General features: G+C 37.6%; 21 protein-coding genes. 16 read left to right on the top strand and 5 right to left on the bottom strand.

Going from position 1 to position 23,675, the window contains the following annotated elements; genetic code table 11:
• Positions 1–3 precede the first annotated feature (3 nt).
• The 5 genes from nagB to FBT53_RS09645 all read left to right on the top strand — a co-directional run bounded on the left by nagB (position 4) and on the right by FBT53_RS09645 (position 7,372).
• Positions 4–1,944: a glucosamine-6-phosphate deaminase gene (gene nagB, locus FBT53_RS09665; protein WP_136950983.1), complete on the top strand. Its 1,941-nt coding sequence runs from the start codon at positions 4–6 to the stop codon at positions 1,942–1,944.
• 80 nt (positions 1,945–2,024) lie between these two features.
• Positions 2,025–3,512, top strand: coding sequence for a glycoside hydrolase family 10 protein (locus FBT53_RS09660; protein ID WP_136950982.1), 1,488 nt, complete (start codon positions 2,025–2,027; stop codon positions 3,510–3,512).
• The gene (locus FBT53_RS09655) at positions 3,512–4,780 is read left to right on the top strand and encodes an MFS transporter (RefSeq protein ID WP_136950981.1); all 1,269 of its coding nucleotides are present in this window, start codon (positions 3,512–3,514) and stop codon (positions 4,778–4,780) included. Before FBT53_RS09660 ends, FBT53_RS09655 begins: the two co-directional genes overlap by 1 nt.
• Before the next feature lie 2 nt (positions 4,781–4,782).
• Positions 4,783–6,291, top strand: coding sequence for a glycoside hydrolase family 3 protein (locus tag FBT53_RS09650; RefSeq protein WP_136950980.1), 1,509 nt, complete (start codon positions 4,783–4,785; stop codon positions 6,289–6,291).
• A 1-nt stretch (position 6,292) separates the two neighbouring features.
• Complete coding sequence (locus tag FBT53_RS09645) at positions 6,293–7,372, top strand: anhydro-N-acetylmuramic acid kinase (protein ID WP_136950979.1); 1,080 nt, start codon at positions 6,293–6,295, stop codon at positions 7,370–7,372.
• Here FBT53_RS09645 and FBT53_RS09640 read toward each other — a convergent pair.
• The 4 genes from FBT53_RS09640 to FBT53_RS09625 form a co-directional block, all read right to left on the bottom strand.
• Complete coding sequence (locus FBT53_RS09640; RefSeq protein WP_136950978.1) at positions 7,369–8,583, bottom strand: multidrug effflux MFS transporter; 1,215 nt, start codon at positions 8,581–8,583, stop codon at positions 7,369–7,371. The genes FBT53_RS09645 and FBT53_RS09640 overlap by 4 nt on opposite strands.
• A gap of 87 nt (positions 8,584–8,670) precedes the next feature.
• On the bottom strand, positions 8,671–10,212 hold the full coding sequence (locus FBT53_RS09635; RefSeq protein WP_136950977.1) for an acyl-CoA carboxylase subunit beta: 1,542 nt from the start codon (positions 10,210–10,212) through the stop codon (positions 8,671–8,673).
• A 4-nt stretch (positions 10,213–10,216) separates the two neighbouring features.
• Positions 10,217–11,659 (bottom strand): acetyl/propionyl/methylcrotonyl-CoA carboxylase subunit alpha, encoded by a 1,443-nt coding sequence (locus FBT53_RS09630; protein WP_136950976.1) that lies wholly within the window; start codon positions 11,657–11,659, stop codon positions 10,217–10,219.
• 15 nt (positions 11,660–11,674) lie between these two features.
• Positions 11,675–12,160 (bottom strand): acetyl-CoA carboxylase biotin carboxyl carrier protein subunit, encoded by a 486-nt coding sequence (locus FBT53_RS09625; RefSeq protein WP_136950975.1) that lies wholly within the window; start codon positions 12,158–12,160, stop codon positions 11,675–11,677.
• A gap of 200 nt (positions 12,161–12,360) precedes the next feature.
• Here FBT53_RS09625 and udk point away from each other — a divergent pair, with 200 nt between their 5' ends.
• The 11 genes from udk (at position 12,361) to FBT53_RS16275 (ending at position 22,671) form a co-directional block, all read left to right on the top strand.
• Positions 12,361–12,969 carry a uridine kinase gene (udk, locus tag FBT53_RS09620; RefSeq protein ID WP_136950974.1) on the top strand — a complete coding sequence of 203 codons (609 nt, stop codon included), beginning with the start codon at positions 12,361–12,363 and terminating at the stop codon, positions 12,967–12,969.
• Positions 12,970–13,296 (top strand): septum formation initiator family protein, encoded by a 327-nt coding sequence (locus FBT53_RS09615; protein ID WP_136950973.1) that lies wholly within the window; start codon positions 12,970–12,972, stop codon positions 13,294–13,296.
• Positions 13,297–13,355: 59 nt separating this feature from the next.
• A complete protein-coding gene (locus tag FBT53_RS09610) occupies positions 13,356–14,732 on the top strand; it encodes a methylmalonyl-CoA mutase subunit beta (protein WP_136950972.1) in 1,377 nt (458 codons plus the stop codon).
• Complete coding sequence (gene scpA / locus FBT53_RS09605) at positions 14,725–16,791, top strand: methylmalonyl-CoA mutase (RefSeq protein ID WP_136950971.1); 2,067 nt, start codon at positions 14,725–14,727, stop codon at positions 16,789–16,791. The genes FBT53_RS09610 and scpA overlap by 8 nt, the downstream gene beginning before the upstream one ends.
• Before the next feature lie 137 nt (positions 16,792–16,928).
• Positions 16,929–17,702 (top strand): ParA family protein, encoded by a 774-nt coding sequence (locus FBT53_RS09600; protein WP_136950970.1) that lies wholly within the window; start codon positions 16,929–16,931, stop codon positions 17,700–17,702.
• On the top strand, positions 17,703–18,611 hold the full coding sequence (locus FBT53_RS09595) for a ParB/RepB/Spo0J family partition protein (RefSeq protein ID WP_136950969.1): 909 nt from the start codon (positions 17,703–17,705) through the stop codon (positions 18,609–18,611).
• Entirely contained in the window at positions 18,604–19,245 is a 642-nt protein-coding gene (locus tag FBT53_RS09590; protein WP_136950968.1) for a DUF5683 domain-containing protein, read from the top strand. Before FBT53_RS09595 ends, FBT53_RS09590 begins: the two co-directional genes overlap by 8 nt.
• A 4-nt stretch (positions 19,246–19,249) precedes the next feature.
• The gene (gene dapB / locus FBT53_RS09585; RefSeq protein WP_136950967.1) at positions 19,250–19,957 is read left to right on the top strand and encodes a 4-hydroxy-tetrahydrodipicolinate reductase; all 708 of its coding nucleotides are present in this window, start codon (positions 19,250–19,252) and stop codon (positions 19,955–19,957) included.
• Positions 19,958–20,009: 52 nt separating this feature from the next.
• The gene (gene lepB, locus FBT53_RS09580; protein ID WP_136950966.1) at positions 20,010–21,722 is read left to right on the top strand and encodes a signal peptidase I; all 1,713 of its coding nucleotides are present in this window, start codon (positions 20,010–20,012) and stop codon (positions 21,720–21,722) included.
• 9 nt (positions 21,723–21,731) lie between these two features.
• Entirely contained in the window at positions 21,732–22,367 is a 636-nt protein-coding gene (locus tag FBT53_RS09575; protein WP_136950965.1) for a WbqC family protein, read from the top strand.
• Complete coding sequence (locus tag FBT53_RS16275; protein WP_136950964.1) at positions 22,360–22,671, top strand: DUF6122 family protein; 312 nt, start codon at positions 22,360–22,362, stop codon at positions 22,669–22,671. The genes FBT53_RS09575 and FBT53_RS16275 overlap by 8 nt, the downstream gene beginning before the upstream one ends.
• Here FBT53_RS16275 and FBT53_RS09565 read toward each other — a convergent pair.
• Positions 22,661–23,608: an endonuclease/exonuclease/phosphatase family protein gene (locus FBT53_RS09565; RefSeq protein WP_169630346.1), complete on the bottom strand. Its 948-nt coding sequence runs from the start codon at positions 23,606–23,608 to the stop codon at positions 22,661–22,663. The genes FBT53_RS16275 and FBT53_RS09565 overlap by 11 nt on opposite strands.
• Positions 23,609–23,675 lie beyond the last annotated feature (67 nt).

The raw sequence follows: 23,675 nt of genomic DNA, 5'->3' as shown, positions 1-23,675 counted from the left end.
TACATGACCAAAACTATCAATAAACAGCAAATTACCTCAGATGCTAATCTAGCAGAAATTCAAAAATTTGAAAAGGTTAACACCCTTATTCATGAAGATGCTGACCGTGCTTCTTATTTTGTAGCAACTGAAATTGCCAAACTGATTAAAAAGAGACAGGCAGAAGGCAAAATGGCAATTTTAGGCTTAGCTACTGGTTCTACGCCTACTAAGGTTTACGATTATTTGGTAAAATTTCATAAAGAAGATGGCTTAAGTTTTAAAAATGTTGCCACTTTTAATTTGGACGAATACTACCCTATGCACCCAAAAAGTATACATAGTTATGTTCGTTTTATGAATGAGCATCTTTTTAACCACATTGACATAAATCGCAAAAACGTGCATATTCCTGATGGAAATTTGCATACCAGTGATATTAGGCCATTTTGTGACGCCTATGAGCAGCGCATTCAAGATTTAGGAGGTATAGACATTCAGATACTTGGTATTGGTAGAACGGGACATATCGGTTTCAACGAACCTGGCTCTAGCATTCATAGTAAAACCCGTTTAGTGCGGTTAGACCGGGTTACCAAATTAGATGCTGCGAGCGATTTTTTTGGCGAGGAAAATGTACCACAACGCGCCATAACCATGGGGGTAGGTACTATAATGGCCGCTAAACGTATAATACTAATGGCTTGGGGGGAAGGTAAATCCCACATCGTCAAAGAAGCTGTTGAGGGCAAAATTAGAGAAACCGTACCAGCTACCTTTTTACAAAAACATACTCAATGCGATTTTATCCTAGACCAAGCGGCAGCTTCTTTTTTAACTCGTGTAGAAACTCCTTGGTTAGTAGGAGAGGTAATTTGGAACGATTTCCTTATCAAAAAAGCAACCATCTGGTTATCAGAAAAGCTATCAAAAGCTATTTTAAAGCTCACTAATGAAGATTATAATGAATATGGAATGGGAAATTTGGTAGCAGAAATAGGTTCTGCTGAGCAGATTAATCTAAAAGTATTTAATCAATTACAGGCTACTATTACGGGTTGGCCTGGCGGTAAGCCTAACGCAGATGATAGCCATAGACCAGAACGCGCGCTCCCCTACCCTAAAACCGCTCTTATTTTTAGTCCACATCCAGATGATGATGTAATCTCTATGGGCGGTACGCTACTTCGGTTAGTAGACCAAGGCCATGAGGTACATGTTGCCTATCAAACTTCTGGCAATATTGCGGTATTTGATGATGAGGTAATTCGTTTTCTAGATTTTGCCTTAGAAATAGAAAAGGGAGATGAAAAGTTAAAAACTAAAATGAAGGAGGTTCGGGAGTTTTTAAACAACAAAAAACCCGGCCAAATAGATAGCTCAGAAATACAAGAATATAAAGGCCTAATCCGTAAAGGAGAAGCCTTAGCCGCTTGTCGCTATTGTGGCGTAAAAGAAGCGCATGCACATTTTATGAACCTTCCGTTTTATGAAACTGGTGCCGTAAAAAAGAAGCCACATTCAGAAAAAGATATTCAGTTAACTGTAGACCTATTAAATAAAGTACAACCGCATCAAATTTTTGCTGCTGGGGACCTATCGGACCCACACGGTACTCATAGAGTATGCCTACAAATAATTTATTTGGCTTTGGAACAGTTAAAAACATCGGGGGCTCAATGGTTAAAAGATTGCAAAGTTTGGCTATACCGTGGCGCATGGCAAGAATGGGACATTGCTTCTATGGAAATGGCAGTACCCATTGGACCAAAAGATATGCAACGTAAAATTAATGCCATATTTAAACATCAATCCCAAAAAGATAGTGCTATGTTTCCTGGGAATGATGAGCGCGAATTTTGGCAGCGTGCACAACAAAGAAATACAGAAACAGCTGCAAAATATAATGCATTAGGCCTTGCTGAATATGAGGCTATGGAGGGCTTTGTTCAATATCATTTTTAAGTACTAAAGCTATATTTTGTTAGTTACCTTTGTAAAAGGTCTACAGCTTTTTGTAGACCTTTTATGTAGTAATCCCAAGTATGAAAATTATTTTTAGCGCCCTTATTTTAGCTATTTTCATAGGTTCTTGCAGTACATTTAAAGCAGTACCTACGCCACCTGCCGAATTTAGAGGCGTTTGGATTGCCACAGTTGCCAATATTGACTGGCCCAAAAACGGGAGCGATAACCTTGAGAAAAAAAAGAAAGATTATTTGGCGCTTTTAGACTACTATCAAGCTCATAATTTTAATGCTGTAATAGTACAACTAAGAACTGCAGGAGATGCCCTTTACCCTACTAAATTAGCACCTTGGTCCACGTATCTAACCGGCCAACAAGGGGCAAGTTTAAAAGAAACGGTAGACATAGTTCCTTTTCTAATAAAAGAAGCGCACACAAGAGGTATGGAATTCCATGCATGGTTAAACCCATACCGGGCTACCATGACCTTGGATACTTTGCAACTAAGCACTACACATGACTTTTATCAACATAAAGATTGGATGATTCCTTACGGAACCAAGTACTACTATGACCCTGGGAACCCAGAAGTACAAGCACATTTAGCCGAAATAATGCAAGAGGTGGTACAAAAATACAATATAGACGCGCTACATTTTGATGATTATTTTTACCCCTACACCATTAAAGACCAGATATTTGCAGATAGCACAAGCTACGCAAATTACAATCCAAAAAAACTACCGTTAGAGGATTGGAGACGCAGCAATGTAGATTCATTGATTAAAAATGTCTATACTACCATTAAAAACACTAAGCCGTGGGTTCAATTTGGCATCAGTCCGTTTGGTGTTTGGAAGAATGACACTACAGACCCGAAGGGTTCTGCTACCAAAGCAGGGCAGACTACCTATCACGATTTGTATGCAAACCCACTATTATGGATGGAGAAAGGTTGGATAGATTATCTAGTTCCCCAAATCTATTGGAGCATGGATTTTGCTCCAGCCTCACATAAAATATTAGCAGATTGGTGGAGTACCAATGCATTTGATAGCCGTATTTATATTGGTAATGGTCCCTACAAGATTAAAAACAATGCAGATATTGCTTGGGAAAATCCACTAGAACTACCCACTCAATTAAACTATGTAAGAAGTGCCAACAACATTTCTGGAAACGTGTTCTTTAGTGCTAAATCCCTTTTAGCACATGAGGAAGTAGCCAAAACCATACATCGTAAATTATACAAACACAAAGCTTACACTCCTAGCCATTCACCGTTATATGATGCTCCCTTACCGCAAAACATTACGGTAACTCAACTAGAAAAAAAAGATAAAAATTACATTTTCAATATTAAATCAGAACAAAAACAACGCAGCGTGCTTATCTATAAAAAAGAACCCACAGAACCTAAAGGACTTTTAGGAAAACGGTATCTTTCCAAAGATGACATTTTACGGCTACCAATAAAACTTACTAAGAATCGAAAAAAACTCGTGCTGGTTTTTGAAAGTAAATATGGGCAGCATAGTTTGCCCATAGCTATAAAATTAAATTAATGACAAACGATAAAGATAAAAATGCATGGCTTTGGGTGTCAATCCTTTATTTTACTCAGGGTTTACCCTACATTATTGTAGTAGGTTTGTCTGTTATCATGTATAAGAAGCTTAGCCTAAGCAATTCAGAAATTGGACTATACACAAGCTGGCTTTATATTCCATGGGTTTTAAAACCTTTGTGGAGTCCATTTGTAGATTTAAATTTTACCAAACGAAAGTGGTTTTTGAGTATGCAATTACTTATTTCTTTGGCTTTTTTAGGGATTGGACTTACTCTACAAACCGACTTTTTTTTAACAGCTACCCTTGCTTGTTTTTGGATGGTTGCTTTTGCCTCTGCAACCAATGACATTGCATCTGACGGCTATTATATGTTGGCGTTGAGTGAGAAAAAGCAATCTTTTTTTATTGGCATGCGCAGTACATTTTATCGTCTAGCCATGGTTACAGGTCAAGGTCTTATTGTTATCCTAGCTGGTTTTCTAGAGCATCAACTAGAAAATACGGCTAAAGCATGGAGTTTTACAATGATAGCCACCGCCGTATTGATGGCCGTACTCACCATTAGCAATTTCTTTACATCTCCCAAAGCAGAGGAAAATAGTCCTAAAGTCAATCAAAATGCGCATTTTGGAACTATTTTCAGCACATTTTTTGCAAAAAAGGGTATTTGGTTATCCTTAGCTTTTATTTTAACCTATCGCCTAGGAGAGTCTCAATTGGTAAAAATGACTTCTCCTTTTTTATTGGATGATATCGCAAAAGGCGGTTTGGGATTAGCTACTGAAGCTGTTGGAACAATTTATGGAACAGTAGGCATTATTTTTCTTTCGTTAGGTGGTATTCTTGGCGGAATTTTGATTTCTAAAGATGGATTAAAAAAATGGATGCTTCCCATGATTCTTTCGCTTAACTTACCTAATCTGTTGTACGCACTTTTAGCAATTACTAAAACTACCAGTATGTTTGCCATAGTAGGCACCGTAATCATAGAGCAATTTGGTTATGGCTTTGGATTTGCTGCCTTTTTAGTATACCTTATCTACGTAGCAGAAGGTTTTTACAAAACAAGTCATTATGCTTTAGCTACAGGTTTTATGGCTCTTGGGATGATGTTACCTGGAATGATTAGCGGTTATATCCAAGAGTGGTTGGGTTACGACGGATTCTTTTTTTGGGTTGCTTTTGCAGCTATTCCTGCGCTCGTATTAGTACGATTTTTAGATTACCCTGCGGATTTTGGTAAAAAAACCTTAAACAATTAGTAATGACGCTCCGAGAAAAAATTGGTCAGCTATTTATGCCCGCTGCTTTTATAAACGATTCAGAAGAAGAAATTAAATCTTTAGAAGGCTTGATTGCCACACATCATGTAGGGGCACTATGCTTTTTTCACTCCAGAGCAAGCGCTGCAACTAATTTTGAGGGTAAAAAAAAGGTTCTTTACAATGAACAAAGTTTTGAGCGGTTAACCTACCTCATCAACCGGTATCAAAAAGCGGCAAAATACCCGCTTTTAATAGCAATAGACGCAGAATGGGGTTTGGCCATGCGCATTGAAAATACCCCGCAGTATCCATACGCTATTACATTGGGTGCTTTACCGCTTTCTAAAAACCTTCTGATTTACCAAGTAGGGCAACAAATTGCACAAGACTGTTTACACGCCGGTATTCACTGGAATTTAGCTCCCGTAATAGATATAAATAGCACTCCTAAAAATCCGGTAATAGGGTATCGTTCTTTTGGGAGCGATAAAATTCGGGTAACCGCTAAGGCAAAGGCCTTTCTAGACGGTATGGCTTCTTGTGGTATTCTAAATTCTGTGAAGCATTTTCCTGGGCATGGAGATACTGCTGTAGATTCTCACATAGGGTTGCCCATTATTAACAAATCCCTACAGAATTTACAAGAAAACGAGTTATACCCATTTAAACACATTGCCAAGGAAAATTTAGATAGCATTATGGTTGGGCATTTGGCACTACCACAGTTAGAGCAGAACCCTAAGAAACCCGCTACACTTTCTAAAACCATCATTAACAGCTTGATCAGAGAAGAATTACAGTACAATGGGGTGGTTATTTCTGATGCTTTAAACATGCACAGTATTAGCAAATTGTTTACAATAAAAGGAGAAGTTGAACTGCAAGCTTTTAAGGCAGGGGTAGACATACTTTGCTTTACAGAAAATACCGCAGCAGGTATTGCTAAAATTGAAGCGGAAGCAAGTGCTTCCGAAATCGATGAAAAATACCAACGCATTCAACGTTTAAAACAAAAGGCGTTACAACAAAAAACAAAACATAATTTTGCCAATGAAAGTAGTTTGAATGCGGCTATTGCTCAATACAGTCTTACCAATTACACTCCAAACTTTAATCTATCTCGCTTTAAAAAAGAACCCTTTCAGTTGGTAAACCTAGGAACGAAAACATCCTATTTTACAGAACTATTAAAACAAAAGGCAGCTAATCTGGTTGAAGCTATCAATTCCAAACAGGTCTTAATCGTAGTAAATCCGCCTTCTGCAAAACCCTTAGACAATTTTGGATTAAGCAAAGAAGAAATAGAATTATTCAATACCCTTGTAGCTACAAAAAATGCTCTTATCTATCACTTTGGCAACCCATACGCTCTGAATACCTTAGCATATAAAAAGGCTAAAGGAATCTATATTACTTATCAAGATTTTAAACCTTTTCAAACCTACGCTGCACAGCATTTTTTAGAAGAACTGCCCTCCTACGGAGAATTGCCTGTAAATTTAGATTGATATGAAAAAGTATTCGGTTTTGGGGTTAATGTCTGGCACTTCCTTAGACGGATTAGATATTGCACATTGCAGCCTTTGGCAGGAAGAAAATGAGTGGAAATTCAGCATTAATCAAGCTACAACAATACCTTACCAAGAACAGCTGTACCAGCAACTTAAACATGCCATTACCCTTTCACCTGCTGCACACCAACAACTACATATTACTTATGGCAAATGGCTTGGAACACAAGCCAAGAACTTTTTGGACACACACCATATATCCGTTGATTTTATAGCTAGTCATGGGCATACCTCTCACCACAGACCCGCAGAGGGAATTACTTTTCAGTTAGGGGATGGCAAAGCGTTAGCAGAAGCTTCAGGTTGTATTGTAATTAATGATTTTAGAACTTTAGATGTAGCTCTTGGTGGTCAAGGTGCGCCTTTAGTACCTATTGGAGATAAGTTACTCTTTGCTTCTCATCAATTTTGTCTCAACTTGGGCGGCATTAGTAATATTTCTTTTGATAAGGAGGAGAAACGTATTGCTTATGATATCGGCCTTGCCAATATGCCTTTAAATTATTTAACCGCTAAAATAGGACTAGCTTACGATGAGAATGGCAACCTGGCACGTCAAGGAACTTTGCTCCCAGATTTGCTTAGGCAGTTAAATGCACTCACATATTACCAATTGCCCTACCCAAAAAGCACAGGATACGAGTGGTTTAGGGCAGCGGTTATTCCTATATTAGAAAAATTTAAAGACGCATCAACAAAAGACCTGTTACATACTATAATTCATCATAATTGCCAACAAATAGCATTTTCTATCAAAAAAGAAAAACCAATTATAAATACACAACTATTGGTCACAGGTGGCGGAGCATTGAATACATTTTACACACAAACTTTAACCACTTATTTACCAGAAGGAATTCAATTAATAGTTCCATCCAAAACTATAATTGATTACAAAGAGGCCTTAGTTTTTGCTTTTATGGGAGTGCTTAGGGTAGAAAACCAAATTAATATACTCAAATCTGTAACCGGTGCTAGTAGAGATTCTTGCTCTGGCGTGTTACATCATCCAAATTAAGAAGTAGCCGGCACCAAATTTTTCGCTTTGCGAACGTAAAGAAATATAGCTAAGGACAATAGCCCGCAGACGGCAAGCCCGATAAATAAAGGATATACATGAGTATCTACAAATAATCCGATAAAAGTAGCAATTGGGATACTTACCACGGTTGAGAAAAAACCATTAATAGCAGCTCCTATACCAGCAATATGGCCAATTGGCTCCATGGCTATAGACCTAAAATTACCCCACATAAACCCTAAACAGAAGAACTGTAACGATAAAAAGGCTACCAAAACATACACATTAGGGTTTGCCCCCCCCATGTACAAGACAACAAATGCTAGAGCTATGATACAGAAAAGAATAAGTGCCGTTAAGGAAAGCCTACGCATACCAAAACGCAATACTAAAGTACCGTTAGATAGTGTAGACAACCCTATAGATATAGCTAAACCTGCAAAAATATAGGGAAACGATTCTTTTAATCCATATTGGTCTTCAAATATGTGTTGAGACGCACTTAAATACACTAAAAATGCTCCCGTCACAAGACCAGAAATAAGAGTAAAAGCCACTGATTCTTTGTATTTTAAAAATTCTTTGAACCCGTCCCAAAACATTCGTATTGTAAAAGGCTGTTTGTATTCTGGCTTTAGCGTTTCTGGTTGACGCTTCCAAAACCAAAATCCAACAAGTATTGTAATGACCATTTGCGAATAAAAAATGGCTTGCCAGTTAGCAAGGTCCAAAACCAATTTACCATATGCGGGAGCTACAACAGGGACAAGAATAAAAAAAGCAGTCACAAAAGACATCACTTTTGCCATTACATCTCCTTTGTACATATCTCTTATCATGGAGATAGAAATAGATCTAGAGGTAGATAATCCTATTCCTTGAACAATTCGCCCAAAAAGCATCCATTCTAAATTAGGAGAGAACACGCAAACCAAGCTTGCTAAAAGCGTGATAACCATACCTAAATACACCACTTTTTTACGACCAATAGCGTCTGATAACGGACCAAAAAATAGTTGTCCAACACCCAACCCTAAGAAAATCATCGTCACCAATTTTTGATGTTCTGTAGCGTCTAAACTATTAATACTCACACCTATCTCTGGAAAAGCAGGTAAAAGCGCATCTATAGACAAGGCTACAATAGACATTAAAGAAGCCATTAATGCGATGAACTCAAAACTAGGTTTTTGGGTTGTGTTTTGCATCTGGCAAAATTAGGTACTCTTAGAACATGCCAGAAACAATAAGTGTTTAACTTTTGTTAAGTTAAACACTTATGCTTGTATTGTTAACTATAAGGGAATGTTACCGTGCTTTCTTTTAGGAGGCACAACAGTTTTATTTTCTAACATTGCAAAGGTTTTCAGTAATTTTCTACGGGTATTTTCCGGTAAAATTACCTCGTCTATAAAACCACGACTAGCTGCTCTGTAAGGATTAGCAAACTTATCTGCATACTCGGCTTCTTTCTCTTTTAATTTAGCCTCAGGGTCTTCTGAATCAGCAATTTCTTTTCTAAAAATAATTTCACTAGCTCCTTTAGCGCCCATTACCGCAATTTCTGCAGAAGGCCAAGCAAAGTTAAAATCGGCTCCAATATGCTTAGAATTCATTACATCATAAGCACCACCGTATGCTTTTCTAGTAATTAAGGTAACCCGTGGTACAGTGGCTTCACTCAAAGCATAAAGTAATTTAGCGCCGTTGGTAATAATTGCATTCCATTCTTGGTCCGTTCCAGGTAAAAAGCCAGGTACATCTACAAGAACTAAAAGTGGAATATTAAAAGCATCGCAAAAACGAACAAAACGTGCCGCTTTTATAGAGCTATCTACATCTAACACTCCTGCCAAAACCATGGGCTGGTTAGCAACTATCCCTACGCTACGCCCACCAATACGAGAAAAACCAGTAATTATATTTTCTGCGTAGTCTTTATGAATTTCATAAAAAGAATCTACATCAATAATACCATGAATTACCTGATGCATATCATACGGTTTGTTGGCATTATCTGGAATAATTCCCTTTAATTGTTCTCTCACCTCTTCTCCAGGTACAAAGGGTAGTTTTTTGGCTTTTTCTTGATTGTTTTGAGGCAAATAGGACAATAATCTCTTAACATCTTCCAAACAAGCAGCATCATTTGGCGATGTCTTATGGGCTACGCCCGATTTACTGGCGTGTGTACTAGCGCCACCCAACTCTTCTGATGTCACCTCTTCATTGGTAACCGTTTTAACCACGTTGGGACCTGTTACAAACATGTAACTGGTTTGCTCTACCATCACGATAAAATCTGTCATTGCTGGGGAATAAACGGCACCACCCGCACAAGGCCCCATAATGGCAGAAATTTGCGGAACTACCCCAGAAGCCTGTACGTTTCTAAAGAAAATATCGGCATATCCACCCAAAGAACGTACCCCTTCTTGGATACGCGCTCCTCCAGAATCGTTAAGGCCTATAATTGGGGCTCCTACTTTTACTGCCAAATCCATAACCTTGCAAATCTTTTCTGCATGCGTTTCTGATAGCGCACCACCGAACACGGTAAAATCTTGCGCATAAACATAAACTAGCCTACCCGATATTGTACCATAACCTGTAACAACGCCATCACCGTAATACTGCTCCTTTTCCATTCCAAAGTCCGTTGTTCTATGGGTCACTAAAATTCCCATCTCTTCAAAAGAACCTTCGTCTAGTAAATATGCAATACGCTCTCTAGCCGTTAATTTCTTTTTAGCATGTTGCTTTTCTATACGTTTTTCCCCGCCTCCTAAATGAGCCTGAGTAACTTTATCTTGTAACTGTTTAATTTTATCGTCCATAATTTTAAGCAATGGGCAGTCTTAGTGTTTTTTTATCGTCCAAATACAATTTTAAGGCCAATAGGGCGGCCAAATGTGCTTCTTTTTCTTGTCCTTCTTTTAATTGTTCTGGATTGTAATATTTTTTAACAAAATGAGTATCAAAATCACCAGAGGTGAATGCATGGTGTTGCATAACAAAAGTTCCGAAAGGCAAGGTAGTTTGCACCCCTTCTACCTCATAGGCCGCAATAGCCTTTTCCATTAAAGCAATGGCCTCTTCTCTTGTAGCTCCATACGTAATTAATTTAGCCAACATTGGGTCATAATAAATAGGAATTTCCATACCTTCTTGGAATCCATTGTCCACGCGAATTCCTTCCCCAACAGGAATGTTGTATTTAGACAGCAAACCTACACTTGGCAAAAAGTCGTTCAACGGGTCTTCTGCATACACTCTAAGTTCCATAGCATGCCCAGTAATTTTTAAATCTTCTTGCTTAAAAGGAAGTGCTTCCCCACGGGCTACTTTTATTTGCAATTCTACCAAATCTACCCCAGCAATTAATTCGGTAACCGGGTGCTCTACTTGCAAGCGGGTATTCATTTCTAAAAAGTAAAAATTATGGTCTCCGTCTAACAAAAACTCTACCGTACCAGCTCCCACATAATCACAGGCCTTAGCTACTCTTTTAGCTGCCTCCCCCATTTCTGTACGTAAGGCAGGGGTTAATACTGCGGAAGGCGCTTCTTCTACTACTTTTTGATGTCTGCGCTGTATGCTGCATTCCCGCTCAAAAAAATGAAGATAGTTACCATGCGTGTCTGCCATAACCTGAATTTCAATATGACGAGGAGAGGTAACATACTTTTCTATGAATACGGAGCCATCACCAAATGCAGAAGTAGCTTCGCTTATGGCACGATTCATTTGTTGCTCCAAATCACTTTCCTTTTCTACTACACGCATGCCTTTACCGCCACCACCTGCAGATGCCTTTATCAAAATAGGAAAGCCAATTTCATTAGCGATGGCTTTAGCCTTGGCAACATCTGTAATGGCTTCTTCTATGCCAGGCACCATGGGAATATCATAACTTTTAACCGCCTCTTTGGCAGCAAGCTTACTACCCATGACCCTTATTGCATGAGATTTTGGTCCTATAAAGGTTAGACCTGCATTTTCTACCGCCTCTGCAAAATCCGCATTTTCACTTAAAAATCCGTACCCTGGATGTATACCATCAACACCCAAACGCTGGGCCTCTGCAATGATTTTATCACCCAATAAATACGATTGATTAGAAGGTGCTGGCCCCAAACAAATAGCTTGGTCCGCAAAACTTACATGTGGCGCATTTCTATCCGCTTCTGAAAAAACAGCAACGGTTCTAATTCCCATTTTCTTTGCGGTTTTCATTACCCTAAGGGCAATTTCTCCTCTATTGGCAACTAATATTTTTTTCATCTTACTTTACAAGAATTATTCAAACGTAATCAACACTTGTTTTTTCTCAACTGCATCGCCTTTAACCACTGCAATTTCTTTTATGACCCCAGCGCGTGGAGCGCTTAATACATTCTCCATTTTCATCGCTTCTAAGATTAACAGGGTATCACCTTCCGCTACTTCTTGTCCTACTTTAATTGCAATATCTAAAATAAGACCGGGCATGGGCGCTTCTATACTGTTGACCACAGCTCCTGCATTAACACTTAAACCCATGTCTTTGATTAGTGTGGCAAGTGGATTTTGAATAGTAACCGTGTGTACAGTGGCATTAATTTTTACTTGATAGGTTTTATTCTGAAAATCTCTCCCTACCACAGCTGCCTTAAAATTTTCATCGTTATGTAAAACATGAAAAAGATTTTGACCAGACGCAACTACATCTAATTGAGTAAGGTCTTTTGCTGTTAACGAAAACTCAGAACCGCCATCAACCTTAAGAATATATTTATTTTCCATTGAAATCATTAAATTTCTCGCATTTAAAGATAGGTTATTTGCTAAATAATTAGCAAATATTCAAAAAATGAATTTTACTTGTTGATTTTTAAATGCTTAATTCGTAAGAAAGATAAAAAGCACATATAAATTTAAGGTATTGCACATTTAAAACCCTGCAAATAGGGCCAAATGTGTATTTTTGGCGTAAAATTATTCTCATGTTAATTATCGGAATCGCGGGTGGTACCGGATGTGGTAAAACTACAGTTGTAAAACAAATAGTTGATGAACTTCCAGAAAATGAAGTTGTGGTTATCTCACAGGATTCGTATTACAACGATTTATCTTACCTTACCAAAGAGGAGCGAAGCAAAGTAAACTTTGACCACCCCAATTCTATAGATTTTGACTTGCTCATACAACATATAAACACCTTACGAGCAGGCGCACCTATAGCTATTCCTGTGTATTCTTTTGTAGAAGAAACACGTTTACCAGAATCCATACCTACAGCACCTAAAAAGGTTATAATTGTAGAAGGCATTTTGGTATTAAGCAATCCTGAATTACGAAAGTTGTTTGATATAAAAATTTATGTACATGCAGACTCAGACGAACGTCTAATAAGACGTTTACAACGCGATATTAAAGAACGTGGGCACGACTTAGAAAAGGCACTTTACCGCTACCAAACTGCCGTAAAGCCTATGCACAATCAATTTATAGAGCCCTCCAAGGAGTTTGCAGATATAATCATACCTAACAACCATTATAATACAGTTGCGGTAGATATGGTACGTACCATTATTAACAATAAGTTGATATAAATGGGGTTAAAGGCCTTAAGACAAAAAAAATGGATTAAAATCATGACTAACACCTATGTTTTAGTCTTGACTATTTTTGTTATTTGGATGGCCTTTTTTGACACCAATTCCCTTTTAATACACAGGGAGCTGCAAAAGGAAATAAATAAACTTGAACAGAAAAAGGAGTTTTTAAAAAAAGAGATTGAGCACGATAAAAAACTCTTGGAAAAATTGTCTAGTAAAGACGAGCTAGAAAAGTTTGCTCGGGAAAAGTATTTTATGAAAAAAGATGGTGAAGAAATCTTTTTAATTGAATACGAAGACAGTCTAAAACTAAAGCAATAGCAAGGCTCTAATAAAATATCTTTTGCAGGCCTTGCACTAACAAACTGAATCTTTAAAGTATGGATCAACATCCTCTTTTTGATGAGTTTTCTGAGGTTAGCGCCAAGCAATGGAAACAAAAAATACAGGTAGACCTTAAAGGAGCGGACTATAATGACACCTTAGTTTGGGAAACTTTAGAAGGTATAAAAGTAAAACCTTTCTATTCCCAAGAAGATTTAGAAGCATTGCCCCGTTACCAAATGCCTAAAAAGCACCAGTGGAGAGCAGCGCAACACCTTATTTTTGCCACGGAACAAGAAAGCAATAGTGTTGCATTAAAGGCCATTAATAATGGTGCTCAAGAAATCTGTATATCTGCTATCCCTACTACGGCAGACCTATCTACACTATTAAAAGGAATAAACAAAAAAGAAATTGCTTTACAGTTAGGATTCACGAACCCTTCTACAACACACTATAAAAGTATATTAGAAGAATGGAAACCAGAATATCAAAGTTTGGTTTTGACCTATGATCCTATTGGGCAATTAGCAGAAACCGGAAATTGGTCTAGCACTATGGAGACCGATTTACAGGCTGCGAAGGACTTAATGGCTACCAATACCGCCGTAAATGTTTACAGCCATACAGTAAATCTGGAATTGTACCAAAATGCGGGTGCCAATTGCGTGCAACAATTAGCTTATGGACTTGCACACGCAAGTGAGTATTTAAACCTAGCAGAAGCTGGTGGCCAATGCTATATAAATTTTAATCTTGCCATTGGAGGCAACTATTTTTTTGAAATTGCAAAATTAAGAGCTTTACGTTGGTTGTTAGAAAGCCTGCAAAATAAGTACGAAGGTAATTTTACATTTAAATTAACAGCTACACCTACATTACGGAACAAAACTATTTATGATTATAATGTGAATATGCTACGTACCACTGTAGAAAGTATGGCAGCTGTTTTGGGAGGTGCGGATACTATAATAAACACCCCTTATGATACACTTTTTAATTATAGCAATGAATTTGGTGACCGCATAGCACGAAACCAATTATTGCTTTTAAAAGAAGAAGCATACCTAGATGAAGCCTTACATGCTACAGATGGCACTTATTATATTGAAGTATTAACGTATCAATTGGCACAGGCTGCGTTAGATTTATGGAAACAATTAGAAACTTCAGGCGGGTTTTTAGCTAATCTAAAAAAAGGCATTTTACAGAAAAAGATAAAAGCAGCTGCACAAAAAGAACAATCCTTGTTTGATGCTGGCCAACTACCCTTAATAGGCACTAATGTATATCAAAATCCGCAAGATAAAATGAAGGCGTCACTACAGAAATCGCCCTTCATGGTATGCAACAAAAGAAAAACCCTTTTACCACCAATTCTACGTAAAAGATTAGCAGAAACTGTAGAACAAAACCGATTAAAAGATGAGTAGAATCAACATACAAAACTTAGAACTAAGTTCACAAAGTAGCGAAGCTAAACCTATAAATGAACATGAGGGGTTTGCTGCAGGTATTGCTCCTTTTTTAAGAGGCCCTTATTCTACTATGTATGTTAGAAGACCCTGGACCATTAGACAATACGCAGGATTCTCGACCGCAGAAGAAAGTAACGCCTTTTATAGGAGAAATCTTGCTGCTGGTCAAAAAGGTCTTTCTGTAGCCTTTGACTTACCTACACACCGAGGTTACGATAGTGATAATGAAAGAGTTATTGGTGACGTTGGTAAAGCTGGCGTAGCGATTGACAGTGTGGAAGACATGAAGGTGTTATTTGATGGCATTCCACTAGATAAAATGTCTGTTTCTATGACCATGAATGGCGCGGTATTGCCCATAATGGCCTTCTACATCGTTGCTGCAAAAGAACAAGGAGTAGCCTTGGACCAGTTATCAGGCACCATCCAAAACGATATTCTAAAGGAGTTTATGGTGCGCAATACCTATATCTATCCTCCTACGCCATCCATGCAGCTCATTGCAGATATTTTTGAATACACCAGCAAACAGATGCCCAAATTTAACAGTATCAGTATTTCTGGCTATCATATGCATGAGGCTGGTGCTCCGGCTGCCTTAGAAGTTGCTTACACTCTAGCAGATGGTATAGAATACATCAGTACAGGACTAAAAGCAGGATTAAAAATAGATGATTTTGCACCACGTTTATCGTTTTTCTGGGGTATTGGCATGCGGCATTTTACAGAAATTGCTAAGATGCGCGCAGCTCGTATGCTATGGGCTAAACTTGTTTCCAAATTTGAACCTAGCAACCAAAAGTCTCTTATGCTTAGAACGCATAGCCAAACTAGTGGGTGGAGTCTTACAGAACAAGACCCTTTTAATAATGTAGCGAGAACAACTATTGAGGCTATGGCAGCTGCTTTTGGAGGCACGCAAAGTTTACACACTAATGCTTTGGACGAGGCTATTGCTTTACCAACAGATTTTTCTGCTAGAATAGCTCGTAATACACAACTATTTTTACAGCAAGAAACCCAAATTACAAAAACGGTAGACCCTTGGGCTGGCAGTTATTATGTAGAAGAACTAACGGACCAAATTGCGAATGAAGCTTGGGAATACATTCAAGAAGTAGAGAAGCTTGGTGGTATGACAAAAGCTATAGAAGCGGGTATTCCTAAACTCCGAATTGAAGAAGCTGCAGCAAAAAAACAAGCACGTTTAGATAGTGGTAAAGAAATTTTAGTAGGCGTTAACAAATACCAATTAGAAGAAGAGTACGATTTACAAATTTTAGAGGTAGACAACCAAAAAGTACGAGCGCAACAAATTGAACGCTTGAACCAAATTAGAACCACAAGAGACACTAAAAAAGTAAAACAGTTGTTAGAACAAATCACTACTGTTTCTAAGGCTAAATTGGCTGGCGATTCTTCTAAAAATTTGTTAGCTTTAGCTGTGGATGCGGCAGAAGCTAGAGCAACACTTGGTGAAATAAGTGATGCTATGGAACAGGCGTTTGGCAGGCATAAGGCAAAAATACAATCGGTTTCTGGTGTGTATAGCAAAGAGATAAATAATGACGAGAGCTTTTTAAAAGCAAGAGAACTAGCAGATACGTTTGCCTTAGAAGAGGGTAGACGTCCACGAATTATGATTGCTAAAATGGGGCAAGATGGGCACGACCGCGGCGCTAAAGTTGTAGCTACGGGTTATGCAGACCTGGGCTTTGATGTAGATATAGGACCACTTTTCCAAACACCAGAAGAAGTTGCTAAACAAGCCGTGGAGAATGATGTGCATATTTTAGGAGTTTCTTCTTTAGCTGGCGGGCACAAAACACTTGTACCTGCTGTGATTAAAGCATTAGCTGAACATGGTAGAGAAGATATAATGGTTATTGTGGGTGGCGTTATACCCAAACAAGATTATGATTATTTGTTTAGTGCAGGTGCTGCTGCAGTGTTTGGACCTGGCACTAAAATTAGTAAAGCCGCTATTACATTATTAGAAATTTTAATGAATTAAAACTGAATTATTCGGAATTAAAGATTTGTTTAACGTAGTTTAACGAGTTTATCCCAAGTTATTCACCCAGTGTTAACAATTTCCGTTTTTTAGCGTTGTAAATAATTGTATTTTTAACCCCTAACTTAACGCGTTCAATGGGCAAAATCATTGCTATTGCAAATCAAAAAGGAGGGGTTGGTAAAACAACCACCACCGTTAACCTTGCCGCCTCTTTAGGAGTGCTGGAAAAAAAGGTGTTACTAATTGATGCAGACCCCCAAGCAAATGCCACTTCTGGTCTAGGTGTAGATGTAGAAGGTGTAGAACTGGGTACCTATCAGTTATTAGAGCACACATACAAGGCAAAAGAAACTGTAGTAACCACCGAATCTCCAAATGTTGACTTAATACCTGCTCACATAGATCTTGTTGCTATTGAGATAGAATTGGTAGATAAAGACAACAGGGAATATATGATGAAAGAAGCAATCGCTGGCCTAAAAGATGCCTATGATTACATCTTAATAGATTGCGCACCTTCTTTAGGCTTACTTACCTTAAATGCACTAACGGCAGCAGATTCTGTTATCATTCCTATACAATGTGAATATTTTGCTCTAGAAGGACTAGGTAAACTATTGAACACAGTAAAAAGTGTACAAAAAATCCACAATACAGATTTGGATATTGAAGGTATGCTACTTACTATGTATGATTCTAGATTACGCCTGTCTAACCAAGTGGTAGAAGAAGTAAAGAAACACTTTGCAGATATGGTTTTTGACACCATAATACAACGTAATGTAAAACTTAGTGAAGCACCAAGTTACGGAGAAAGTATTATTAAATACGATGCAAGCAGCAAAGGCGCAAGCAACTATCTAAACTTGGCCAACGAAATATTGAATAAAAACAAGGAAAAAGTTTAAATGGCGAAGGCAACTAAAAAACAAGCCCTTGGAAGAGGGCTTTCCGCTTTATTAAAAGATCCAGAAAACGACATACAATCCGTTACTGATAAAAATGCGGATAAAGTTATTGGTAGTGTGGTAGAATTAGATTTGAATTCTATTGAGGTAAACCCTTTTCAGCCAAGAACAAATTTTAGTGATGAAGCACTGCAAGAACTAGCCGTCTCCATTAGAGAATTAGGGATTATACAACCCATAACCGTACGTAAATTAGACTATAACAAGTTTCAACTGGTTTCTGGGGAACGTAGGTTTAGAGCCTCTAAAATTGTTGGTTTAGAGACCATACCTGCCTACATCAGGATAGCCAATGATCAAGAGTCGTTAGAAATGGCCTTGGTAGAAAATATACAACGCCAAGATTTAGATCCCATAGAAGTTGCACTATCTTATCAAAGATTGATTGATGAGATTGAAATCACACAAGAAAAATTAAGTGACCGCGTTGGCAAAAAACGTTCTACAATAACTAATTATTTACGCCTATTAAAATTACATCCTATTATACAAACAGGGATGCGAGATGGCTTTATAAGTATGGGTCATGGTAGAGCTTTAGTAAATATTGAAAAAAACAAAGACCAGATAGACGTTTACGAGAAAATTGTTGCTGAAGGATTATCTGTAAGAGATACAGAACAATTGGTAAAGGCCTATAAAGAAGGTGGTGATAAAAACAGTGCAAAAGCTAAAAAGGCAAAAAAAGAGTTGCCAGAATTTATACAAGAACGCTTTGATGCCATAAAAGACAATTTAGCCGTTAAGGTGGACATAACAGCTTCGGCCAACGGAAAAGGTAAAATTGTAATTCCGTTTCATTCCAAAGAAGAATTTCAACGTTTACAAAAAATACTTTCGGGTGAATAATTCCCTTTTTCATACTACCCTATGCTTACTTTTTTCTTTTGTCGCTCTAGCTCAAGTAGAAACCGATTCTATTAGGAACGTTTCTGCTGTGGATTCCATTAAAGCAAACGCAAAAGCTAAAGGAATTACTGTTGAAGAAGTTGTTTATGTTCCAGAAATTATTGACCCACTAGCCCCAAGTAAAGCAGCATTTTACTCAGCAGTTTTACCAGGTTTAGGGCAGATTTACAATAAAAAATATTGGAAAGCACCCATTGTTTGGGGTATTATGGGTTGGGGTATCTACAATTATTCTACAGAACATACCAAATACAGAAGGTACAGAAATGCTTTTAAACGTAGAAAGGCTGGTTTTACAGATGATGAGTTTTATGACCCAGATGGCAATGGTGTCATTAACGTATCTACAGAAGGATTAGAGAACGCACAAGAAAACATACAGCAATCTAGAGACTTGTGGTTATTGCTGAACATTGGTATTTACGCACTAAATATAATTGATGCCAATGTAACCGCACACTTAAAACAATTTAATGTTAGTGATAAGTTAGCCTACGACATATCACCATACCTAGACCTCAACGAAGTTACGGGCGACCCAAGCTATGGCTTTACGTTGGTAGTAAAATTTTAAGCTTATGAACATTGCATTATTCGGCTACGGTAAAATGGGCCGTATGTTAGAAAAAATAGGAACAGAAAGAGGCCATACCATTATTGCTAAAGTAGATTTAGATACAGATGTAAATCAACTAGACTTTGACGCGATAGATGTAGCTATAGATTTTAGTACTCCAGATGCAGCTTTCAATAACATTTCCTTGTGCTTTGAGAAAGGTATTCCGGTTGTATCTGGCACCACAGGTTGGTTGGCCAAATATGAAGAAGCAATCGCCTTGTGTTCAGCTAAAAACGGCGCATTTATTTATGGCTCAAATTTTAGTCTAGGCGTAAACCTATTTTTTGAGTTGAACCAACGACTAGCCCAAATGATGAATGGTTTTAAGGATTACCATGCCCATATGGAAGAAATTCATCATGTACATAAAATAGATGCCCCTAGTGGCACAGCGATTACCCTTGCCGAAGGCATAATTGCTAATTCTGATTATTCAGGATGGCAATTGGTAGGTGCACATCCCGATGAAATTGCCATTACCTCCATTAGAGAAGGAGAAGTTCCAGGCACACACATCATAAAATATGATAGTGATGTAGATAGCATCGAAATAAAACATACTGCACACAACCGCAATGGTTTTGCAATGGGCGCAATCATTGCCGCAGAATGGCTGCAAGGCAAAACAGGTGTTTACAGCATGAAAGATGTGTTAAACCTAAGTTAATTGGTAACAAACACGATAAATTATTGTCTGATTACGAGATAAACAATTAATTATGGATAGTACCCAGTGGATTTTATTTATACTAATAGTACAAGTCATTCATTTTCTTGGCACTTGGAAATTGTATGTTAAAGCTGGCAGAAAAGCTTGGGAAGCAGCAATACCTGTCTACAACGCTATAATTTTAATGCAAATCATCAATAGGCCAAAATGGTGGACTATACTACTATTTATCCCCATTATAAACTTATTGATGTTTCCTGTAATTTGGGTAGAAACTATAAGAAGTTTTGGACAAAACAAATTATGGCAAACATGGGCAGTAATTTTAACCCTAGGATTTTACATCTATGTAGTCAATTACACCATGGATGCAAAATATATAGAAGACCGTAGTTTAAAACCAACTACAGGTGTTGGTGAATGGGTAAGTTCCATTGTATTTGCTATAGTTGCCGCCACCTTGGTACATACCTATTTTATACAACCCTACGTAATACCTACGGGTTCTTTAGAGCGCACCTTACGTGTGGGCGACTTTTTATTTGTAAGTAAATTTCATTTTGGAGCGAGAACACCTATGACGGCGGTTGCCGCTCCTATGGTACACGACACCTTGCCTATTGTTGGCACTAAATCCTATCTAAACAAGCCTCAAATTCCATATTTTAGATTGCCAGGGTTTCAGTCGCCCAAAAAAAATGATATCGTTGTTTTTAGTTGGCCTGCAGACACGGTTAGGCAGTTTTTTGTTAAAGAACAGGGTGTAAAAAAGCCTATTGATAAAAAGTCCAATTACGTAAAAAGATGTGTGGGTACACCAGGAGACACTTTATCTGTAATAGATGGTGACGTTTATATAGATGGTAAAGAATTACAGCTAGATGACCGCGCAAAACCAATGTTTAACAACATAGTATACGCTAACAAAGGGGTAAGTAGCCGTATTTTAAACGAAGTTGGAGCAGACAGTTTCCAGAGAACGTATGTAAGCGAACCTATTACACAGCAGCAACTTCAAATTCTTACGCCCTATTTACTCGCTGCAGACAAGCGTTCTGATGGCAAAATTTCGCTTATTACCAATCAGAACGGTATTCCTGTTGAGGTGATACGAAATGCAAGATTAACGAATCTTTCTGAAGAGACACCAAGGCAACGTTTGGTGAATTTAACAGAAGATATGAAAGCTACATTAGAAAAGAATAGCAGTGTAGATTCTGTCGTTAGAGCAGTAGAGCCTAAAGGCAAGGCAGGTTATAACATTTTTCCTCAGAACAAGCTATACAGCTGGAATAACGATAATTTTGGACCACTATATATTCCGGAAAAGGACAAAAGTATTAAACTTACTTTAGAAAATTTACCGCTTTACAAAAAGGTGATTAGAGACTACGAACATAATACAGTAAAGGTATCTGGAAACCAGATTTTGATTAATGGAAAACCGGCAGATAGTTACACCTTTAAAATGGACTATTTTTGGATGATGGGGGATAACCGCGACCATTCTGAAGATAGTAGAACGTGGGGCTTTGTTCCAGAGAATCACATCGTAGGTAAACCTGTATTCATTTGGATGAGTTTTGACAACTTTCAAGACGGTATTAAATTTAATGAAAAAGTACGTTGGGATCGTGTATTTACAACAGTTGGTGGTAGTGGCGAACCTAGATCTTACTTTAAATTCTTTTTAATTGCGCTTGCGGGTTATTTTGTGTTCGATTTCTTTAGAAAAAAGAAGAAAAAATCAGAAGAAGCTTAATTTAATACATTGGCGACTATAGTTTTACATCCTGTTTGTTTTCCCAATATTGCTACCCTTACAACAGCCATACAGCATCAAGGTATCTGGGAAGCACAAGATAATTTCCAGAAGCAAACCTATCGGAATAGATATCATATCTGTACAGACCAAGGTAAACATACACTGACCATACCTATACAGCATATTAAGAAGAACGAGGGGAGACAAAAGTATAGTGAGGTTAAGATTGATAATAAAGAGCAATGGCAACGGCAGCATTGGCGTACGCTGCAAACGGCTTATCGCACGTCACCATTTTTTGAATTTTATGAAGACGAATTAGCACCGTTATTCACAAAAGATTACACGTATCTTATCGATTTTAATTTTGATACTTTGCGTTTTTTTGAGGATGCCTTGAGCATAAATTTAGGTTTTCCTAAAACAGAAACCTATCATAAAACAATAGAGGGCCATCAAGATGGTCGTTTTTTGGTGAATGCTAAGCAACAATTCCCTTTTAATGCCCCCAAATACAATCAAGTATTCATGGACCGCCATGCTTTTATACCCAATACTAGTGCATTAGATTTGTTATTTAATGAAGGACCATATACGCTAAGTCTTTTAAAAGAGGTGGATTTATCGTTTTTACATGCTTAGGTTTTGTTTGCACTACGGCATACATTTCTTAGTACCGGTTATGCTAGCTGCCACCATATATCCTCACAAATGGAAAAAAGTTAGCCTAATCTTACTATTAGGCATAGTGATAGACCTTGACCACCTATTGAGTACACCTGTATTTGACCCTAATAGATGCAGTATTAACTTTCATCCCCTACACACCTATTGGGCTATAATGGTTTATGTAAGCCTATTTGTAGTAAAAAAAACGAGAATTATTGGTTTAGCATTATTAATACATATACTAGCAGATATTGTAGATTGCCAGTTTATTCCCTAAATTTTACAGTTGCCATTACTGGATAATGGTCTGACAATTGTATATCATAGTTTTTATGTGATGTAATCTCAAAATTATCGTCTGCTAAAATGTAGTCAATACGCATAGGAAATCCATACAAATCAAATGTCTTACCAAACCCACTACCCGCTTCTAAAAATGAATCTTGTAGATTACCTTTAATTGTTCTATAAATATTGGAAAACTGCGTTGTATTAAAGTCGCCACAAATTAAAATTTTACGTATACCAGAAGTCTTTATATGATTTTTTAATAGGTATGCTTGTTCATGTTGTTTACCAACCGCATACCATATCTTTTTCAGAGTACTTTTATATTTTCCTTTTTCTAGTACATCTCCATTTGGATCTACAACATATGATTGCAAATGGACATTATATACCCTCACCGTATCCATTTGAATAACAATATCCGCAAATATTACATTATTAATTGTCCCTGGAAAATCTAAAGACCCCTTATTAACTATTGGATATTTAGTGAAAATCGCTTGTGTAGATTTGTCGGAGCCATAGGGAGTTTCCGCCCTGTATTTATAGGACTTCAGTTGTTTGTAACGAATTCTTGTATGTTCCTGAATACAAAGTATATCAGGAAATTTTTTATTCAAAAACTTAGATATTCTGTCCCCTCCTTTCTCATCTGCCATCCAATCATATCTATTAAACCCTCTTGCATTAAAGGACATGATTGAAATGGTTTCTTCACCAGGGCCAGAAAATGGTCTGAAAAACAATCCAAAAGCGTAATAAATAAAAACAATGGACAGCACAGAATACAAAGCTCGCCACTTTTTTTTAGTCGTTAACCATAATACAATAAAACCAAAATGTACAAAGGCTATTACAGGAATAAACAAACCTAGAAAAGAAAAGACTCCAAAAAAACTTTCTTTTGAAAAACTAGACAAAATCAACAAAACTGTAATTAGAACAACTACAAGATTAATTTTAACTAACCAACGTAAACAAAAGGACAATCTC

The organism is Flavobacterium sp. ASW18X, from assembly GCF_005144745.1.
Taxonomy (GTDB): Bacteria; Bacteroidota; Bacteroidia; order Flavobacteriales; family Flavobacteriaceae; genus Croceivirga.
The sequence above is the reverse complement of the archived record's forward strand: the minus strand, read 5'-3'. Positions and strand labels throughout refer to the sequence as shown.

What these genes read in the sequence shown, in the direction of transcription:
- FBT53_RS09645 (WP_136950979.1), top strand. Translation starts at nt 6,293, where the DNA reads ATGAAAAAGTATTCGGTTTTGGGGTTAATGTCTGGCACTTCCTTAGAC.
- FBT53_RS09630 (WP_136950976.1), bottom strand. Translation starts at nt 11,659, where the DNA reads ATGAAAAAAATATTAGTTGCCAATAGAGGAGAAATTGCCCTTAGGGTA.
- udk (WP_136950974.1), top strand. Translation starts at nt 12,361, where the DNA reads ATGTTAATTATCGGAATCGCGGGTGGTACCGGATGTGGTAAAACTACA.
- FBT53_RS09595 (WP_136950969.1), top strand. Translation starts at nt 17,703, where the DNA reads ATGGCGAAGGCAACTAAAAAACAAGCCCTTGGAAGAGGGCTTTCCGCT.
- lepB (WP_136950966.1), top strand. Translation starts at nt 20,010, where the DNA reads ATGGATAGTACCCAGTGGATTTTATTTATACTAATAGTACAAGTCATT.
- FBT53_RS09615 (WP_136950973.1), top strand. Translation starts at nt 12,970, where the DNA reads ATGGGGTTAAAGGCCTTAAGACAAAAAAAATGGATTAAAATCATGACT.
- nagB (WP_136950983.1), top strand. Translation starts at nt 4, where the DNA reads ATGACCAAAACTATCAATAAACAGCAAATTACCTCAGATGCTAATCTA.
- FBT53_RS09655 (WP_136950981.1), top strand. Translation starts at nt 3,512, where the DNA reads ATGACAAACGATAAAGATAAAAATGCATGGCTTTGGGTGTCAATCCTT.
- FBT53_RS09600 (WP_136950970.1), top strand. Translation starts at nt 16,929, where the DNA reads ATGGGCAAAATCATTGCTATTGCAAATCAAAAAGGAGGGGTTGGTAAA.
- FBT53_RS09625 (WP_136950975.1), bottom strand. Translation starts at nt 12,160, where the DNA reads ATGGAAAATAAATATATTCTTAAGGTTGATGGCGGTTCTGAGTTTTCG.
- dapB (WP_136950967.1), top strand. Translation starts at nt 19,250, where the DNA reads ATGAACATTGCATTATTCGGCTACGGTAAAATGGGCCGTATGTTAGAA.
- FBT53_RS09635 (WP_136950977.1), bottom strand. Translation starts at nt 10,212, where the DNA reads ATGGACGATAAAATTAAACAGTTACAAGATAAAGTTACTCAGGCTCAT.
- FBT53_RS09610 (WP_136950972.1), top strand. Translation starts at nt 13,356, where the DNA reads ATGGATCAACATCCTCTTTTTGATGAGTTTTCTGAGGTTAGCGCCAAG.
- FBT53_RS09650 (WP_136950980.1), top strand. Translation starts at nt 4,783, where the DNA reads ATGACGCTCCGAGAAAAAATTGGTCAGCTATTTATGCCCGCTGCTTTT.
- scpA (WP_136950971.1), top strand. Translation starts at nt 14,725, where the DNA reads ATGAGTAGAATCAACATACAAAACTTAGAACTAAGTTCACAAAGTAGC.
- FBT53_RS09640 (WP_136950978.1), bottom strand. Translation starts at nt 8,583, where the DNA reads ATGCAAAACACAACCCAAAAACCTAGTTTTGAGTTCATCGCATTAATG.
- FBT53_RS09660 (WP_136950982.1), top strand. Translation starts at nt 2,025, where the DNA reads ATGAAAATTATTTTTAGCGCCCTTATTTTAGCTATTTTCATAGGTTCT.
- FBT53_RS16275 (WP_136950964.1), top strand. Translation starts at nt 22,360, where the DNA reads ATGCTTAGGTTTTGTTTGCACTACGGCATACATTTCTTAGTACCGGTT.